The sequence below is a fragment of the Streptomyces telluris genome (assembly GCF_024519335.1).
GTDB lineage: Bacteria > Actinomycetota > Actinomycetes > Streptomycetales > Streptomycetaceae > Streptomyces > Streptomyces telluris.
In genome coordinates, this window is record NZ_JANIID010000003.1 from 360,123 (window position 1) to 377,172 (window position 17,050).

Sequence of the window (17,050 nt, forward strand, 5' to 3'; positions counted from 1 at the left end):
AGTCGCCGCCTCACTGGCTCGGATGACGGCCGGGGACCCGATAGGACTAGTGCGCTGACCCGAACGCATACTGAAACCCATGCCGAGCACTACGTCCGACGCCGCCCCCGCCGCGCCCGGGGCCTCCGCGGCTCCCGCCCCCGCCGTCCTCTCCCGTCCCGTCTCCTGGTTCCTGCTCGCCTTCGGCGCGTGGAGCTGGGTCATCTGGATCACCTTCGCGAAGAATCTGTGGAAGGACGGCAGCGGTCTCGCCTTCGACGACGCGGGCGACCCGACCGCGTACTTCTGGGTGCACCTCGCGCTCGCCATCACCTCGTTTCTTCTGGGGACGGCCGTGGGGCTGATCGGGTTGCGCGGCGTCAGGGCGCTGCGGCGCAGGTCATAGAAGCCGCCGGCGTGCCGGGCCGTCAGAGCCGCCCCAGCTCCCACAGGCGCCACTGCCCGGTCCCGTCGGAGAGGTACTGCGTGCCCGAGACGGAAGCGCTGCTCAGCACGTAGTCCTTCTTCTGCCACAGGGGCAGCACGGGGACGTCCTGGGCGATGAGGTCCTGGATGGCCCGGAAGTCCTTCGAGACCCCGCTGCGCCGGGAGCTGTCCTGCGTGGCGCCGATGAGCTGCTCCACCTTCGGGTTGGCGTAGCCCGTGCGGAAGGAGGAGGACCGGCCCACGAGCGGGGTGGTGAAGTTGTCCGGGTCGGGGAAGTCGGCCAGCCAGCCGACGCAGTACGCGTCGTAGGCGCCCCGGGCGTAGCCCTGCCGGAACTCCGTCCACTCCACGTTCCGCGTGGTCACCTCGAACAGCCCGGTGCGCTCCAGCTGCCGCTTGACCAGCGCCGCCTCCTCGTCCGTGGCGGCGCCCTGCGAGTAGGCGAGGGTGAAGCGGACGGGGGTGGTGATGCCGGCGCGGCTCAGGAGGGAGCGTGCGGACTCGGGGTCCGGCTGGGGGTAGAGGTCGAAGAACGACGTGGTGTGGCCGGTGAGGCCCTGGGGGATGAGGGAGTACAGCGGCTCGACGGTGCGGTGGTGGACGTCGCGCGCGAGGGCCTCGCGGTCGATGACGGCGGCGATGGCCCGGCGGACCGGTAACTGCTTCAGCGGCGAGCCGTCGCGCAGGTTGAAGAACATCGAGCGGGTCTCGGAGCCGGCGCTCTCCATCAGCTTCACCCCGGTGTCGGACAGGGAGTGCGCGGCGATGTCGGACGGCGGCATCAGGCGCCCGGCGACGTCGAGGGAGCGCTGCTTCCACGCCTTGCTCATCGTGGCCGAGTCCCGGAAGTAGCGCACGGTCACCTCGCCGCCCCGGTGCTTCACGGCGCCCTGGTAGTTCTTGTTGGGCCGCAACTCGGCCACGGAGCGCGGGCGGTAGCTCTTGAGGGCGTACGGGCCGGAGCCGTCGGCCTCGGTGCCGGTGCGCAGCTTGTCGGCCGGATAGCGCGAGCTGTCGACGATGGCGCCGGCACCGGTGGCTATCTTGAACGGGAACGTGGCGTCCGGGACCCGCAGCCGGAAGGTGACCGACCGGCCGGCGGTGGCGACGGACTCCAGGGTGTCCAGCAGCGACTGCGGGCCCTGGGGCGACTTGATCCGCAGGATCCGGTCGAAGGAGAACTTCACGTCGTCGGCGGTCAGTTCACGGCCGTTGCCGAACTTCAGGCCCTCGCGGAGCTCGCACCGGTACGTGCGTAAGTCCTTCCCCTGGAAGTCGCACCGGTCGGCCGCGTCCGGCACGGGGGAGCCCGTGCCGGGGGAGTAGGTCAGCAATGACTGATAGAGGTTGCTGAACAGCGCCCAGGAGCCCGCGTCGTAGGCGCCGGCGGGGTCGAGGGAGGTGACGGCGTCCGTGGTGCCGACGGTGATCGGCCCCTGATCGTCGTCCCCCGGCGAGACCAGCTGACACCCTCCCGTCCCGCCCGCCAACAGCACCGCGGCCACCACGGCCGCCCCCGCCCGAAGCCCACGCATCCCCGCGCCCCCTCCGCCCAGTGATGCGCCTCACTCAAACACAGGAACGGCCGTACGTCAGGAAAACCGGCCAAGTGATCGTCAGAGTTCCTTGCGGGCAAGGAAGTCGACGATCAGCTTCTCCCACTCGCGCGGCTTCTCGGCCATCGGGACGTGGCCCGTCCCGATCTCCGCGTACTCCGCGCCGGGGATCGCGTCCGCCAGGAGACGGGAGTTGGCGGGGGAGACGAGGGTGTCCTGGAGCGTGGCTATCACCAGGGTCGGGACGGAGATCCCGGCCAGGTGGGGCCGGGTGTCGGCGGTCGCCACCACGGCGGCCTGCTCGGCGGTCCCGGCCGGGACGCCCGCGGCGATCAGGTCCAGGAAGGCCGGCACGTGCTCGGCGGGCACGGCGTTGTAGAAGTCCTCCCCGAAGCCGGACAGGGCGACGAACCGGGCGAAGGCCTTGACGTCGCCGCCCGCGAGGAAGTGCTGCCAGAGGTCCAGCGAGGCCATCGTGCGGTTGTCCGGGTGGGCCAGACCGGCCGTCAGGACCAGCCCGCGCACCCGGTCCGGGTGGCGGGCCGCCGTCCGGACGGACACCAGGGTGCCCAGCGAGTAGCCGAGGAGGGTGAACGTGTCGAGGCCCGCCGCGTCGGCGGCGGCCACGATCCCGTCCACGAGGCCGTCCAGGGTCAGCCGCTCCGCGCGGGGCGTCGCACCGGAGCCGGGATAGTCGGGGGCCACCACGGTGTGGTGCTCGGCGAGGGCCGGGAGGATCGGTGCGTAGTTGCCCTCGATGCTGCCGCCCGCGCCGTGCGCGAGGAGGATGCCGGGGCCGGAGCCGGTGACGGTGGTGGCGAATGCGGGAAGCTGTGTCATGGCCAAGAGGTTGCCGTATGACACCGGTGTCAGGGTCAAGTCCCGAGGGGCGGCGCGTGCGGAAAAGGCCGGGGCCCGCCCCTCCCCGGAAGGGAGGAGCGGGCCCCGGCCGCAGTCCGGAAGCGGACCCGAGGTCAGAAGCGGCGCGTGATGAGCGCTCGCTTCACCTCCTGGATCGCCTTGGTGACCTCGATGCCACGCGGGCAGGCGTCCGTGCAGTTGAACGTCGTGCGGCAGCGCCACACGCCGTCCTTGTCGTTCAGGATCTCCAGGCGCTGCTCACCGGCCTCGTCGCGCGAGTCGAAGATGAAGCGGTGGGCGTTGACGATCGCCGCCGGGCCGAAGTACTGGCCGTCGTTCCAGAACACCGGGCACGAGGACGTGCACGCGGCGCACAGGATGCACTTGGTGGTGTCGTCGAAGCGCTCGCGGTCCTCGGCGGACTGCAGGCGCTCGCGCGTCGGCTCGTTGCCCTTGGTGATCAGGAAGGGCATCACGTCGCGGTAGGCCTGGAAGAACGGCTCCATGTCGACCACGAGGTCCTTCAGGACCGTGAGGCCCTTGATGGGCTCGACCGTGATCGGCTTCGACGGGTTGAGGTCCTTGATCAGCGTCTTGCACGCGAGGCGGTTCTTGCCGTTGATGCGCATCGCGTCGGAGCCGCAGATGCCGTGCGCGCAGGAGCGGCGGAACGTCAGCGAACCGTCGACGTCCCACTTGATCTTGTGGAGACCGTCGAGGACGCGCTCCTTGGGGTCGATGTCGACCTCGAAGTCCTGCCAGGTGACCTCGTCCGAGACCTCCGGGTTGAACCGGCGGACGCGGAAGGTGACCTTGATGTAGGGAGAGGCCGCGGAGTCGGCCTCGACCTTGTCGAGAGTCGCGGTGCTCATCAGTACTTACGCTCCATCGGCTGGTAGCGGGTCTGGACGACCGGCTTGTAGTCGAGGCGGATCGAGTCCTTGCCCTCCGCGTCGACCTCGCGGTACGCCATGGTGTGGCGCATGAAGTTGACGTCGTCGCGGTTGGGGTAGTCCTCGCGGTAGTGACCACCGCGGGACTCCTTGCGCGCGAGCGCGGACACGGCCATCACCTCGGCCAGGTCGAGCAGGTTGCCCAGCTCGACGGCCTCCAGCAGGTCGGTGTTGAAGCGCTTGCCCTTGTCCTGGACGGACACGTTCTTGTAGCGCTCGCGCAGCTCGGCGATCTTCTCGACGGCCGTCTTGATGGTCTGCTCGGTGCGGAAGACCATGACGTTGGCGTCCATGGTCTCCTGCAGCTCCTTGCGGAGCTCGGCGACCCGCTCCTTGCCGGTGGAGTTGCGCAGCCGCTCGACCTGCTCGGCCACGAACTGCGCCGGGTTCTCCGGCAGCTCGACGTAGTCGGCCTTCGCCGAGTACTCCGCGGCGGCGATGCCCGCGCGGCGGCCGAAGACGTTGATGTCGAGCAGCGAGTTGGTGCCCAGGCGGTTGGCGCCGTGCACGGACACGCACGCGACCTCGCCGGCGGCGTAGAGGCCGGGGACGACGGTGTCGTTGTCGGCCAGCACCTCGCCCTCGACGTTGGTCGGGATGCCGCCCATGGCGTAGTGCGCGGTGGGCTGGATCGGGATCGGGTCCGTGTAGGGCTCGATGCCGAGGTAGGTGCGCGCGAACTCGGTGATGTCCGGGAGCTTGGCGTCCAGCTGCTCCGGCGGCAGGTGGGTGAGGTCGAGGTAGACGTGGTCGCCCTCGGGACCGCAGCCGCGGCCCTCGCGGATCTCCGTGTAGATGGAGCGCGAGACGACGTCACGGGACGCGAGGTCCTTCATGACCGGCGCGTACTTCTCCATGAAGCGCTCGCCGTCCTTGTTGCGGAGGATGCCGCCCTCACCGCGGGCGCCCTCCGTCAGCAGGATGCCCATGCGCCAGATGCCCGTCGGGTGGAACTGGAAGAACTCCATGTCCTCCAGCGGCAGGCCGCGGCGGTAGCAGGCCGCCTGGCCGTCGCCCGTGAGCGTGTGGGCGTTCGACGTCACCTTGAAGAACTTGCCGGTGCCGCCGGAGGCGTAGATGACCGCCTTCGCCTGGAAGATGTGGATCTCGCCGGTGGCCAGCTCGTAGGCGACCACGCCGGCCGACTTCTTGACGCCGTCGACCTCGGTGATCAGCTGGTCCAGGACGTAGAACTCGTTGAAGAACTCCACGCCCTCCTTGACGCAGTTCTGGTACAGCGTCTGGAGGATCATGTGGCCGGTGCGGTCCGCGGCGTAGCAGGACCGGCGGACCGGGGCCTCGCCGTGGTTGCGGCTGTGACCGCCGAAGCGGCGCTGGTCGATGGTGCCGTCCGGGGTGCGGTTGAACGGCAGGCCCATCTTCTCGAGGTCGAGGACCGCGTCGATGGCCTCCTTCGCCAGGATCTCGGCGGCGTCCTGGTCGACCAGGTAGTCACCGCCCTTGATCGTGTCGAAGGTGTGCCACTCCCAGTTGTCCTCCTCGACGTTCGCGAGGGCGGCGGCCATGCCGCCCTGGGCGGCGCCGGTGTGGGAGCGGGTGGGGTAGAGCTTGGTGAGCACCGCGGTGCGGCTGCGCTTCGTCGACTCGATGGCCGCGCGCATGCCGGCGCCGCCGGCGCCGACGATGACGGTGTCGTACTTGTGGATCTTCATGGTGTCGTCAGCCCCGGGCTCTAGCGGATGTTCGGGTCGAAGGTGAAGATCACCAGCGTGCCCAGCAGGACGGTGAACACCGTGGCCGCGTACAGCAGGTTCTTCAGCCAGAAACGGGTCGTCGCGCGCTCCGCGTAGTCGTTGATGACCGTGCGGAGGCCGTTGGCGCCGTGGAGCATCGCGAGCCAGAGCATGACCAGGTCCCAGGCCTGCCAGAACGGCGAGGCCCAGCGGCCGGCCACGAAGGCGAAGCCGATCTTGCTGACGCCGCCGTCGAGGACGAGCTGGATCAGCAGGTGGCCGAGGACCAGGACGACCAGGACGATGCCGGACAGCCGCATGAACAGCCAGCCGTACAGCTCGAAGTTGGTGCGGGTCGTCTTCGGGGTCTTCTTGGTGCGCTTGCGGGGCGCTTCGATGACCGGGGCCGGGTTGTCGACGTCGTAGAGGGAGACGTCGGCCGCGGCGGCGGTGGCGGGGGTGGTTTCAGCAGACATTTCGCGACTCAGCTCCCGAACAGCGTGCGCAGCGTGTGCTGGAGCACGGGGTAGAAGGCGCCTGCCATGAGCACAGCCCAGATGGCGACGACCCACCACAGCATCTGCTTCTGCTTCCGCGGGCCCTTGGACCAGAAGTCCACGGCGATGATGCGGAGGCCGTTGAGCGCGTGGAAGAGGATGGCGGCGACGAGGCCATACTCCATCACATTCACGAGGGGCGTCTTGTACGTCGCGACGACGTCGTCGTACGCCTCGGGGGAGACGCGGACGAGAGCGGTGTCCAGGACGTGCACGAACAGGAAGAAGAAAATGAGGACGCCGGTGACTCGGTGAGCCACCCAGGACCACATGCCTTCCCGGCCGCGGTACAGCGTTCCAGCCGGCACGGAAAACCCTCCGGGAGCGGGGATCAGGGCCTGCCGGCTTCTCTGTCGGTCGGGCCCGGCCGGGTACGGTCCACCGGCCCTGGCCATCGTAGCGACGCCTTGTCGGTTCGGCGTCCCGGGGTCCGCAGGTGTGATCAAACAGGCATGTGTGCGCCCGTCAAGGGCCGTACGGGGTGACTCTGCGGAGAATTCCACACCCGGTCTGGCCTGCGACGTCCGTCCGAATGGGTGTTATGTCCCGCACGGCCGGGCGGTGCGCGGCCGCATGGGCGGGGTGTCCGGGGCCAGCCGGGTGAGCCGGCCGCGGGCGAGGCGGGCGAGCTCCGCGGCGGTGACGGCGGCCTCCTGGGCCGGGGTGGCGGCGAGCCGGGCGCGCAAGGAGGCCAGGGCGCGGTCCAGGGCGTCGTCCGGGCGGCTGCCGTCCAGGCAGAGCACGAAAACATGGCCGAATCTGGCCTCGTAGGCGGCCTGGGCCTGACGCAGCGCGCCGCGGGTCGCCTCGGTGACGCCGGGGCCCGTCAGGAGGTGCTGGGGGACGGTCTCGTCGGCGAGCGCCTCGGCCAGATCGGCGGGGGCCAGCCCGCGGGCGGCGTGCTCCGCGGTGTTCAGCAGGGTGCGCAGGTCGGGGTAGGGGCGCAGGTCGGCGAGGCGGCGGGCCCAGCGGCGGCTGCCGCAGCAGGCGAGGAGGGCGGCCTCGGCCGCGCCGGGCGCGGCGGAGTTGAGCCGGTCGAGGCCGTGGCGGTCGAGGCCGTAGAGCGTGATCTCCGAACCTCCGGCAGCTGGACCCGGCGGCACCGGGCGGGTGAAGGAGTCAAACCGGGCCGCCACCGTAGCGATGCTTCTCGGCCACCGTCCGGCGTATGGATGAATTTCATTCGGACGGGGGCGGATTCCGGTGCGCGGTGGACATGGGCGGAACGCCCCGGGGGGAAAGAGGACTACCTTCGCCCCATTCAGGCCGAAAGAGCCGTGAAGACTCCGGAAGAGGAGGCTTGCTCCATGGGACTGCGCCTCAGGATGACCAGAGCGTCGGCCGTCCGGGGGACCGTCTGCGCCGGCGTCCTCCTCGCCACCATGACCCTGATGGGCTGCCCCGGCGAAGGCGGCACCCGGCCGGGCGGGGACGACTCGCGCTCCCCCGGGGCCTCCTCCGCCTCGGCCCCCGCCTCCCTGACCCGCTCGCCCGCCCGCCAGTCCTCCGCGCAGGCCCCCGTCCCCGCCGGAGTCCCGCGCGCCATCCCCGCCGTCCGCTCGGCCGAGGCCGCCGCCGGCCCCGGCTGGCGGCCCACCGACGGCGCCCGCGTGATCGCCTCCGGCCCGCTCGCCGACGAGGGCCGCCGCCTGGCCGGCGAACTCAAGCTCGGCTACGCGGCCGGCCCCGCCCGCGCCGGCGACGTCGAACTCGTCCTGCGCCCCGGCACGGGCCAGGGCCCCCTGGCGGCCGAGGCCTACGAGCTGACCGTCCGCGACGGCAAGGTGCTCGTCGCCTCGGCGGGCGAAGCCGGAGTGTTCTACGGCACGCGCACCCTCCTGCAGGCCGTGCGCTCCGGCGGCGGGCTCCCCGAAGGCGTCGTGCGCGACGCCCCCGACCGCGCCCAGCGCGGCCTCCACCTCGACATCGCCCGCAAGCACTTCACCGCCGAGTGGATCGAGGCCCGGCTGCGCGAGCTGTCCGCCCTCAAGCTCAACCAGCTCGCCCTGCACTTCTCCGACGACCAGGGCTTCCGCATCGAGAGCGACTCCCACCCCGAGATCGTCTCCCCGCAGCGGCTGACCAAGGCCGAGGTCCGCCGGATCGTGGCCCTCGCCGAGTCCCTGCACATCACCGTCATCCCGGAGATCGACTCGCCCGGCCACCTCGGCGCGGTCATCGCCGCCCACCCCACGCTGCAGCTGCGCGACGCCACCGGCAAGGCCGCCCGCGGCGCGGTCGACATCGCCAACCCCGACGCCGCCCGCATCGTCGACGACCTGCTGCGCGAGTACGCCCCGCTCTTCCCCGGCCCGTACTTCCACCTCGGCGCCGACGAGTACCGGGCGCTGATGGCCAAGAACCCCGAGGCCTCCTACCCGCGCCTGGCCGCCCGCGCCCGCGAGAAGTACGGGCCGCGCGCCCGCGTCCAGGACCTGGCCACCGGCTGGCTCAACGACCGGGCCGCCCTCGTGCGCACCCTCGGCAAGAAGGCCAAGGCGTGGAACGACGGCTTCTTCCGCGGCGGCGTCGTGAGCGCGAACAAGGACATCGAGGTCGAGTACTGGACGGGCAAGGAGATCGGCGCCCGGCTCCCGCAGGAGTACCTGAACGAGGGGCGCACGCTCGTCAACCTCAACGACGAGTACCTCTATTACGTCCTCGGCGAGCCCAACCAGTTCACCTACCCCACCGGGCAGCGGATCTACGAGCAGTGGTCGCCGGCCGTGCTGCGCGGCACGGCGCCCGTACCGGGGCAGTCCGGCCCCGACCGGGTCGTGGGCGGGCGGCTGGCCGTCTGGTGCGACCGGGCCGAGGCGCAGAACGCCCAGCAGGTCGCCGCCGGCATCCGGCTGCCGCTGGCCGCGGTCGCCCAGCGCCTGTGGGACGCCCGCCGGCCGACGATGCCGTGGCAGGACTTCGTGGCTCTGGACGCCCGGGTCCGGTGAGACGCGCGGGTCCGGTGATGGCGGGCGGGGCCGGTGATTGCGCGCGGATCCGGTGAAACGCCCGCCGCGGCGGGGCGCACCTCGGCGCCGGCGGCCCGGCGGAACGCGAGGTCACCGGCGCCGCGCGGGCCGTGCGGTGAGCGGGCCGCAGCACGGTACGTGCGGCCCGGCCGTCCGAGGGCCTAACCTCCGGGAGGAAGCACGCGCATCTGAACGAGGGCCCGATGAAGATCGAATTCCTGCTGCACAACGCGTACGGCATCGGCGGCACCATCCGCTCGACCGTCAACCTCGCCGCCGCCCTCGCGGACCGGCACGAGGTCCGGATCATCAGCGTCAACCGGCCCGTGGACGTCCCCGAGCTGGACATCGACCCGCGCGTACGCCTCACGCCCCTGGTCGACCTGCGCGAGGGCACCGACGGCGACGAGTACGAGGCCCCGCTCAACCAGCAGCCCAGCGAGATCTTCCGGGACGAGCGCATCGACAACGGCCGGATGGCCGCGACGGCCCTCACCGACCAGCGCCTGCGCGAGCACCTCGCCGGCACCGACGCCGACGTCGTCATCGCCACCCGCCCCAAGCTCATCGGCTACCTCGCGAAGTACGGCTCCGACCGCTACCTGCGCCTGGGCCAGGAGCACCTCACGCACGAGGCCCACGTCCCCGAGCTGCACGCCGTGATGGACCCGGCGATCGCCGCCCTCGACGCCTTCGCCACCGTCTCCGAGGCCGACGCCGGGCACTACCGCGAGGCCCTCCCCGGTGCCCGCGCGCGCATCCTCTCCATCCCCAACGCCGTCCCCGCCCCCGTCGCGGAGCCCTCCGACGGCACCTCCCGGCTGATCGTCTCCGCCGGCCGCCTCGTCGCCGTCAAGCGCTACGACCGGCTCGTCGCCGCCTTCGCCAAGGTCGCCGCCCAGCGCCCCGAGTGGCACCTGCGCATCTACGGCCGCGGCCCCGCCAAGGCCAAGCTGCGCAAGCAGATCGAGGAGCTCGGCCTCTACGAGCGCGTCACCCTCATGGGCGCCCGCTCGCCCATCGAGACCGAGTGGTCCAAGGGCGCCGTCGCCGCCGTCGCCTCCGACGCCGAGTCCTTCGGCATGACGATCGTCGAGGCCATGCACGCGGGCCTGCCGGTCGTCGCCACCGACTGCCCCTACGGCCCCCGCGAGATCCTCACCGACGGCACCGACGGCATGCTCGTCCCGCTCGATGACGCGGACGCCGTCGACGCCTACGCCGACGCCCTGTTGAAGATCACCGGGGACGCCGCGCTGCGCGCCCGCCTCGGCGCGGCCGCCCGCGAGACCGCCGGCCGCTACGAGCCCGCGCGTATCGCCGCCCGCTACGAGGAGCTGTTCGAGGAGCTGCGCCCGGGCTCCACCACCACCCCCGAGAAGAAGAAGGGCCTGTTCGGCGGCCTGTTCGGCGGCGGCCGCAAGAAGCAGGCGGCCGTGGCCGCCCCCGCCCCCGGCGAGAGCGCCCACCCCGAGGCCCGCTGCGCCGTCGCCGCCGACGGCTCCCTCGTCGTCCGCCTGCGCGCCGACCAGCTCACCGCCGCGGACTCGCACCTGCTGCTGCGCCACCGCGGCACCAAGGGCAAGGAGTCCGTGCGCGTGCCGCTCCCCGCCCGCCGCGAGCCCGGCACCTGGGTCGAGGCCCGCCTCGACCGCGCCGCGCACACCCTGGCCGAGGGCCGCTGGGACACCTACGCCGAGCGCTCCGGCGACAAGTCGCGCCGCCGCCTGACCGCCGCGCTGGTCGAGCAGAAGGCCCTGCTCGGGCTGGAGCTCGCGCAGGGCGCCGCCGGTGTCGCCGCCGCCGTGCCCTACGAGACGAGCGACGGCTTCCTCGCGGTGCGCACCTGGCTGCGCCCGCAGCACGCGGAGGCCACCGAGGTGCAGGTCGGCGCGGACGGCGTCCGCATCGCCGTCCGCGCCCACGGCACCTCGCTCGGCGAGGGCGCCGAGCTCATCGCGCGGCTGCGCCACGGCGACGGCTCCGCGGCCGACGTGCGGGTGCCGCTGGAGGACGGCTCGGGGAACCTGCCCTACGAGCCGATGCAGAAGCGGCAGAAGCCGGACGAGGAGCAGGACCTGTGGGACCTGTGGGTGCGGCCGCGGGCGGGGGCGGCGCTGGTGCGCGTCGGCCGGATCGCCGGCGACTTCGCCGACCGCAAGGGCATCGACACCTTCCCGGGCGCCGTGCGCGGCGAGGTGCGGCTGCGGCCGTACTTCACGGTGACCAACGACCTGACGATCACGGTGAAGGACGTGGCGCAGGAGGACGCGGCGTAGGCGCCCTCCCCGGAGCGGAGTGGCGGCGGGGCGGGCCCGGTACGGAGGACGGCCGGGGCCGCCACCCCCCACAGGAGAGGCCCCGACCGCCGTCCGGTGTGAACCCTGGTGGGGCCCACACCTCCTACAGCGCCGCAGGCCGTCAATCCGTCACACTGTCATACCGGGGTGCCGGGGACCCTTTCTGGACGAAGCCGGGTTGCTGCCCGTAACGTGCGGGTCCGCGCCGCTCAGCGTGCGCCTCTCGCTTGTCGTCCCGGTGGCCGGGTCCGGGCACACCGGACCAAAGGGAAAAACGGTCACATTCCAGGGGGTTCTCACCTATGTATCCGTGCGGTCACTGCCGCGCCGCCGCCGTCGGCCCGGACGGCCGCTGCGCCGCCTGCGGTGCCTACCAGCAGCAGGCGGCCCCGGCGCCCGCGCCCGCCTACGGGTACCCGTACGCCCCCGCGATGCCGCAGGCCCCGATGCCCGTCGGCGGCGTCGACCTGCGCCGCGGCCTGAGGATCGCGCTGATGGTCTCGCTCGGGGCGAGCGTGGCGTCGCTGCTGTTCGTCTTCTGGACCGACACCCAGACGCGCATGGCGCTGCAGGACATGCTCGACAACGGCGTGAGCTCCACCACGCAGGAGGACCTTGAGGACACGGACGCCCTGGCCACGGTCTCCGCGCTGCTCTACCTCCTGACCCTGGCCGCCTCCGCCACGTTCTGGGCCATCTGGTTCCGCCGGGCCCGGATCAACGCCGAGTTCTTCGCGCCCGGCAGCCAGCGCCTCGGCATCGGCTGGGCCGCCGGCTCGTGGTTCACCCCGGTGGTCAACCTCTGGTTCCCCAAGCAGATCGTCAACGACATCTACAAGGCCAGCGCCCCGCAGGGCGTCTCCAAGGGCCTGCTGAACTCCTGGTGGACCCTCTGGCTCGCCAGCGGGGTCTGCAACATCCTCTCGACGGCGCTGAGCCTCGGCGCCTCCACGCGGATCGCCACCAAGGGCTACGACGGCTCCACCTGGCGGGAGGACGTCGAGGCGCTCAAGAATTCGGCCAGTGTCTCCGGCCTCGCCACGCTGCTGATGATCGCCGCCGGCGTCCTCGCCGTCCTCGTCGTCCGCCAGCTCGCCCGCCTGCAGGAGCAGCGCGCCATGGCGGGCCCCGGCGGAGCCGTCCCCGCCGGTGTGCCGTACGGCGCGCCCGGGTATGTCCCCGTGCAGCAGCCCGGCGGCCCCGCGGCCGGCTGGCCCAACCCGCCGCAGAATCCTTACGGCAGCGGGCCGGCGGGCTACTGAGCCACGGAATCTCCGAGTGGTGCAGGATGAGGGCGTGCAGGGGGACGACGCCGAGCTGACGGCCGCGGTGAACGCGGCCCAGGGTGGGGACGAGACGGCATTCCGTACGGTCTACCGTTCCGTGCACCCCCGCCTGCTCGGGTACGTGCGGACGCTCGTCGGCGAAGCCGACGCCGAGGACGTGGCCTCCGAGGCGTGGCTGCAGATCGCCCGCGACCTCGAACGGTTCGCCGGCGACGCGGACCGCTTCCGCGGCTGGGCCGCCAGGATCGCCCGCAACCGCGCCCTGGACCACATACGCATGCGCGGCCGGCGCCCCGCCATCGGCGGCGACGAGAGCGAGCTCGCGGGCCGCGCCGCCGACGCCGACACCGCCGGCGAGGCCCTGGAGGCCGTCGGCACGGGCAACACCCTCGCCCTCATAGCCCGCCTCCCGCAGGACCAGGCCGAGGCCGTCGTGCTGCGCGTGGTCGTCGGCCTCGACGCGAAGAGCGCCGCCGGGGTGCTCGGCAAGCGCCCGGGAGCGGTGCGCACCGCCGCGCACCGCGGGCTGCGACGGCTGGCCGAAATGGTGACGCCGGGAGCAGACGGGGTCGACGCGATCGACGGGACGGCCGGGACGCCCGGGACCGTGGGCGGCAGCGGAACGGTGCCGGCGCCCGGTGGCGCCGACCGGCCGGCGGGGAAGCCGGTCACCGACACCGTCCCCCAGCAGCGGCGGGCACAGCCCGGGTCACACCCCGGAGCGAATGCTTCTGCCGGTGTGACGCAAATGCGTGCGCGGACGCAGAAGGACATGTGATGGCGGACGACCACCGGTACGACTGGCTGGAAGACTGGCTGGACGAGGACGCCGTGGAGCGCTTGCTGAGCGGAACGGCGCCCGTCGCCCGGGCCGGCGACTCCGCCGACCCCGTGAACGAGTCCGCTGCGCCGACGCCTTCGGGGGCCTCCGGCTCCGACGAGGCTTCCGGGGCTCCGGGTCCGTCCGGTACGTCCGGCACCTGCGACGCGTCGGGCGCCTCCGGCGTGTCCGGCGCTGCGGGCGTTCCCGGGGTTCCCCGTACTTCCGGCGCCTCGGCCGACTCCGACGCCCCTGCGGCCGCCGGCGCTCCCGGAGCCCCCGCCGACGCAACCGGCACCTCACCCGCATCCGGCGGTCCGGCCGACCCCGTACGCGGAACCCGGCCGGAAGGCCACGCCGTGCCGCCCGAGGCCGAGCGCCTCGTCGCCACGCTGCGGTCGCTCGTGCCGCCGCCCGCCCCCGCCGGGCAGCCCCTGCCGGGCGAGGACGCGGCGCTGGCGGCGTTCCGCGCGGCGCGGGCCGCGGCAGCCGCGCCCGCCTTCGCGGCCGTGCCCGAGCGGGCCGTGCCCGAGCCGGCCGTGCAGCTCGGTGCGCCCGCGACCCGCCCCGCGGCGGGGCGCGGTCTGCTCACCCGCTGGCGGCCCGTCAAGGCCGCGCTGGCCATGGCCCTGGCCGGCTGTGCCATCGGCGGCGTCGCGGTGGCGGCCGGCGCGGGCGTGCTGCCCGGGCCCTTCGGCGGCTCGGGAGGGCATCCCGCGGCCGCGCCGAGCGTGTCCGCCTTCGGCGACGAGCACGCCGGGAGCGCGTCCCCCGACGGCAGCAGGTCACCCGGCGGCACCCCCTCCCGCGGCCCGGACGGCAGCCCGAGCCGAGGCGGGAAACCGGACGGCTCCGGCTCGCCCACGCCCGGCTCCGGCCGCAGCAGCGCACCCGCCGACCGGGACAGACCCGGCGACTCCGCGTCCCCGTCGCAGCGCCCCGGCCGCGACGAGACGGACAAGGGCGACGACGCCCGCCGCGACGGCACCAAGGCCGGCCCCCTGGCCACCCGCCTGTGCCGCGACTACCTCGCGGCCCAGAAGGCCCGCGGCGGCGTCGACGAGGACTCCGTCCGGACGCTGGAGCGCGCCGCGGGCCTCGGCAACAACGCCGACCTGCGCACGTTCTGCGAGAACGTGGTCAAGGCGGCCGACGCCGGCGGCTCCGCCCGCTCCGGCACGATCTCCGGCACCGGCGACGGCCATTCCGGTGGGGGACAGAGCTCCGGGAAGACCGGCGGCACGGGTGACGACGGCGGCGGCTGGGACACTCCGGGGCGTCTCTCCCGCCTTGTGCCGCCCGTCCACAGCGATCCCCGTTTCACCGTTCCGGCCCCCGGTGTGACGTTTTCCGACCCCACGGCGCTGTAGGTAGTGAGCCGACTGGTCATCGGCTGCGCACGAGCCGGAGTTCCCCCCATACCGTCGGCTCATGCGCATCGGCGCGGGCGGGGCTCTTCCCCCGGCTCTGCCCGCGCCCCCCTCTTTCCCACCCGTGTTCCCACCCGTGTTCCCACCGGTGTTCTCACCGGTGTTCTCACCCGTGTCGGGGCTGCCCCGGGCGCACCGGTCGGCGCATCCTGTCTGCAGGATGTGCCGAGCAGCAGCGGGAGGCGGGACGCCCATGGCGCGCGAACCGGACAGCGGCAGGCCCCACGGCGACGGGCCCCACGGCGACAGGCCCGGCGGCGGCGAGCCCGACGGCGGCGGGGGAGCGGGGCGGCACGGCGCGGGGCGCGCGCCCCGGCTCAGCGAGTCCGGGCAGGCCGTCCGGCCCGTCTACGGACCCGGGGACCTCGACGGCTGGGATCCCGCGGAGCGGCTCGGCGCGCCCGGCGCGTACCCCTTCACGCGGGGCGTGTACCCCACGATGTACACCGGCCGGCCCTGGACGATGCGCCAGTACGCGGGCTTCGGCACCGCCGCCGAGTCCAACGCCCGCTACCGGCAGCTCATCGCCCACGGCACCACCGGCCTGTCCGTCGCCTTCGACCTGCCCACGCAGATGGGCCACGACTCCGACGCGGACGTGGCCGGCGGCGAGGTCGGCAAGGTGGGCGTCGCCGTGGACTCCGTCGAGGACATGCGGGTGCTCTTCGACGGCATCCCGCTCGGCGAGGTCTCCACGTCGATGACCATCAACGCCCCCGCCGCGCTGCTGCTGCTGATGTACCAGCTCGTCGGCGAGGAGCAGGGCGTCCCGGCGGACCGGCTCACGGGGACCGTCCAGAACGACGTCCTCAAGGAGTACATCGCGCGCGGCACGTACATCTTCCCGCCGAAGCCCTCGCTGCGGCTGGTCGCCGACACCTTCGCGTACTGCGGCGCCGAGCTCCCCAAGTGGAACATGATCTCGATCTCCGGCTACCACATGGCCGAGGCCGGCGCCTCGCCCGTGCAGGAGATCGCCTTCACCCTCGCCAACGGCATCGAGTACGTGCGCACGGCCGTCGCCGCGGGCATGGACGTCGACCGCTTCGCCCCCCGGCTGAGCTTCTTCTTCGTCTCGCGCACGACGCTCCTGGAGGAGGTCGCCAAGTTCCGGGCGGCCAGGAGGATCTGGGCGCGCGTGATGAAGGAGACCTTCGGCGCCCGCGACCCCAAGTCGCAGATGCTGCGCTTCCACACCCAGACCGCGGGCGTCCAGCTCACGGCGCAGCAGCCGGAGGTGAACCTGGTGCGCGTCGCCGTCCAGGGCCTCGCCGCCGTCCTCGGCGGCACCCAGTCCCTGCACACCAACTCCTTCGACGAGGCCATCGCCCTGCCGACGGACAAGGCCGCCCGGCTGGCGCTGCGCACGCAGCAGGTCCTCGCCCACGAGACCGACGTGACCGCGACCGTGGACCCCTTCGCCGGCTCGTACGCCGTCGAGTCCCTCACCGACGCGGTCGAGGAGGCCGCCCTGGACCTCATGGGCCGGGTGGAGGACCGCGGCGGGGCGGTCGCCGCCATCGAACAGGGCTTCCAGAAGGCCGAGATCGAGCGCAACGCGTACCGCATCGCGCAGGAGACCGACAGCGGCGAACGGGTCGTCGTCGGCGTCAACCGCTTCCGGCTCGACGAGGAGGAGCCGTACGAGCCGCTGCGCGTCGACCCGGCCATCGAGGCCCGGCAGCGGGAGCGTCTCGCGCGGCTGCGGGAGGAGCGCGACGGGCGGGCGGTGGAGACGGCGCTGGCGGCCCTGCGCAAGGCCGCCGCCGGGACGGACAACGTCCTGTATCCGCTGAAGGACGCCCTGCGGGCGCGGGCGACGGTCGGGGAGGTGTGCAACGCGCTGCGGGAGGTGTGGGGGACGCACGTCCCGGCGGACGTCTTCTGACCGACCACTGTGCTCCGTAGGAGACACTGGAGGGTATGTCCGCTCCCCGCCGCGCCTGCCCCGTATGCACTCGCGAGATCGCCGTCGTCGGCGGCCGCTACGCCCGTCACGACCCGCCGGGCCGCCGCCCCGCCTTCTCGTACGAGCTGGTCTCCTGCCCGGGCTCGCGCCGCTCGGCCCCGCTGCTGGCGACGGAGCCGCGCCTGTTCGACCCGGAGGAGCCCCCGACGGACGGACAGCAGCAGCTGTTCTGACCGGCTGCTGCTGCGAACAGGGGAGTTTTTCCCACCGACGTCCGGCCGCACGACCC

General features: G+C 72.9%; 15 protein-coding genes. 8 read left to right on the forward strand and 7 right to left on the reverse strand.

Translation table 11 applies throughout. The annotated features are described in order from the left end of the window. The first annotated feature begins 172 nt into the window (after window positions 1-172). On the forward strand, window positions 173-385 hold the full coding sequence (locus NQU55_RS05885) for an SCO4848 family membrane protein (RefSeq protein ID WP_168091756.1): 213 nt from the start codon (window positions 173-175) through the stop codon (window positions 383-385). Between the two features lie 22 nt (window positions 386-407). On the opposite strand, the gene NQU55_RS05890 is transcribed toward NQU55_RS05885, so the two are convergent. From NQU55_RS05890 to NQU55_RS05920, 7 genes are all read right to left on the reverse strand, one after another. Then, a complete protein-coding gene (locus NQU55_RS05890; protein WP_168091742.1) occupies window positions 408-1,961 on the reverse strand; it encodes an ABC transporter substrate-binding protein in 1,554 nt (517 codons plus the stop codon). 81 nt (window positions 1,962-2,042) lie between these two features. Beyond that, window positions 2,043-2,822: an alpha/beta fold hydrolase gene (locus tag NQU55_RS05895; protein ID WP_168091743.1), complete on the reverse strand. Its 780-nt coding sequence runs from the start codon at window positions 2,820-2,822 to the stop codon at window positions 2,043-2,045. 134 nt (window positions 2,823-2,956) lie between these two features. Beyond that, a complete protein-coding gene (locus tag NQU55_RS05900; RefSeq protein ID WP_168091744.1) occupies window positions 2,957-3,715 on the reverse strand; it encodes a succinate dehydrogenase iron-sulfur subunit in 759 nt (252 codons plus the stop codon). After that, window positions 3,715-5,469 carry a succinate dehydrogenase flavoprotein subunit gene (gene sdhA, locus NQU55_RS05905; RefSeq protein WP_168091745.1) on the reverse strand — a complete coding sequence of 585 codons (1,755 nt, stop codon included), beginning with the start codon at window positions 5,467-5,469 and terminating at the stop codon, window positions 3,715-3,717. Before sdhA ends, NQU55_RS05900 begins: the two co-directional genes overlap by 1 nt. Window positions 5,470-5,489: 20 nt before the next feature. After that, complete coding sequence (locus NQU55_RS05910; protein ID WP_058045913.1) at window positions 5,490-5,966, reverse strand: succinate dehydrogenase hydrophobic membrane anchor subunit; 477 nt, start codon at window positions 5,964-5,966, stop codon at window positions 5,490-5,492. Window positions 5,967-5,974: 8 nt separating this feature from the next. Further along, the gene (sdhC, locus tag NQU55_RS05915) at window positions 5,975-6,355 is read right to left on the reverse strand and encodes a succinate dehydrogenase, cytochrome b556 subunit (RefSeq protein ID WP_168091746.1); all 381 of its coding nucleotides are present in this window, start codon (window positions 6,353-6,355) and stop codon (window positions 5,975-5,977) included. Window positions 6,356-6,586: 231 nt separating this feature from the next. Next, window positions 6,587-7,183 (reverse strand): 2-oxo-4-hydroxy-4-carboxy-5-ureidoimidazoline decarboxylase, encoded by a 597-nt coding sequence (locus NQU55_RS05920; RefSeq protein WP_256789936.1) that lies wholly within the window; start codon window positions 7,181-7,183, stop codon window positions 6,587-6,589. A gap of 171 nt (window positions 7,184-7,354) precedes the next feature. Here NQU55_RS05920 and NQU55_RS05925 point away from each other — a divergent pair, with 171 nt between their 5' ends. From NQU55_RS05925 to NQU55_RS05955, 7 genes are all read left to right on the forward strand, one after another. Then, a complete protein-coding gene (locus tag NQU55_RS05925; RefSeq protein ID WP_168091747.1) occupies window positions 7,355-8,995 on the forward strand; it encodes a beta-N-acetylhexosaminidase in 1,641 nt (546 codons plus the stop codon). A 224-nt stretch (window positions 8,996-9,219) separates the two neighbouring features. Then, window positions 9,220-11,295, forward strand: a complete 2,076-nt coding sequence (locus NQU55_RS05930) for a glycosyltransferase (protein ID WP_168091748.1) — start codon at window positions 9,220-9,222, stop codon at window positions 11,293-11,295. 323 nt (window positions 11,296-11,618) lie between these two features. Then, on the forward strand, window positions 11,619-12,578 hold the full coding sequence (locus NQU55_RS05935; RefSeq protein ID WP_168091749.1) for a DUF4328 domain-containing protein: 960 nt from the start codon (window positions 11,619-11,621) through the stop codon (window positions 12,576-12,578). A 34-nt stretch (window positions 12,579-12,612) separates the two neighbouring features. Then, on the forward strand, window positions 12,613-13,380 hold the full coding sequence (locus tag NQU55_RS05940; protein WP_168091750.1) for an RNA polymerase sigma factor: 768 nt from the start codon (window positions 12,613-12,615) through the stop codon (window positions 13,378-13,380). Beyond that, on the forward strand, window positions 13,380-14,792 hold the full coding sequence (locus tag NQU55_RS05945; RefSeq protein WP_168091751.1) for a hypothetical protein: 1,413 nt from the start codon (window positions 13,380-13,382) through the stop codon (window positions 14,790-14,792). Before NQU55_RS05940 ends, NQU55_RS05945 begins: the two co-directional genes overlap by 1 nt. 253 nt (window positions 14,793-15,045) lie before the next feature. Continuing rightward, window positions 15,046-16,740, forward strand: a complete 1,695-nt coding sequence (locus NQU55_RS05950; RefSeq protein WP_168091752.1) for an acyl-CoA mutase large subunit family protein — start codon at window positions 15,046-15,048, stop codon at window positions 16,738-16,740. Between the two features lie 35 nt (window positions 16,741-16,775). After that, entirely contained in the window at window positions 16,776-16,994 is a 219-nt protein-coding gene (locus NQU55_RS05955; protein WP_168091753.1) for a hypothetical protein, read from the forward strand. Window positions 16,995-17,050 lie beyond the last annotated feature (56 nt).

Coding starts and splice junctions, on each gene's coding strand:
- NQU55_RS05890 (WP_168091742.1), bottom strand. CDS start 1,961: ATGCGTGGGCTTCGGGCGGGGGCGGCCGTGGTGGCCGCGGTGCTGTTG.
- NQU55_RS05895 (WP_168091743.1), bottom strand. CDS start 2,822: ATGACACAGCTTCCCGCATTCGCCACCACCGTCACCGGCTCCGGCCCC.
- NQU55_RS05900 (WP_168091744.1), bottom strand. CDS start 3,715: ATGAGCACCGCGACTCTCGACAAGGTCGAGGCCGACTCCGCGGCCTCT.
- sdhA (WP_168091745.1), bottom strand. CDS start 5,469: ATGAAGATCCACAAGTACGACACCGTCATCGTCGGCGCCGGCGGCGCC.
- NQU55_RS05910 (WP_058045913.1), bottom strand. CDS start 5,966: ATGTCTGCTGAAACCACCCCCGCCACCGCCGCCGCGGCCGACGTCTCC.
- NQU55_RS05925 (WP_168091747.1), top strand. CDS start 7,355: ATGGGACTGCGCCTCAGGATGACCAGAGCGTCGGCCGTCCGGGGGACC.
- NQU55_RS05930 (WP_168091748.1), top strand. CDS start 9,220: ATGAAGATCGAATTCCTGCTGCACAACGCGTACGGCATCGGCGGCACC.
- NQU55_RS05935 (WP_168091749.1), top strand. CDS start 11,619: ATGTATCCGTGCGGTCACTGCCGCGCCGCCGCCGTCGGCCCGGACGGC.
- NQU55_RS05945 (WP_168091751.1), top strand. CDS start 13,380: ATGGCGGACGACCACCGGTACGACTGGCTGGAAGACTGGCTGGACGAG.
- NQU55_RS05950 (WP_168091752.1), top strand. CDS start 15,046: ATGGCGCGCGAACCGGACAGCGGCAGGCCCCACGGCGACGGGCCCCAC.
- NQU55_RS05955 (WP_168091753.1), top strand. CDS start 16,776: ATGTCCGCTCCCCGCCGCGCCTGCCCCGTATGCACTCGCGAGATCGCC.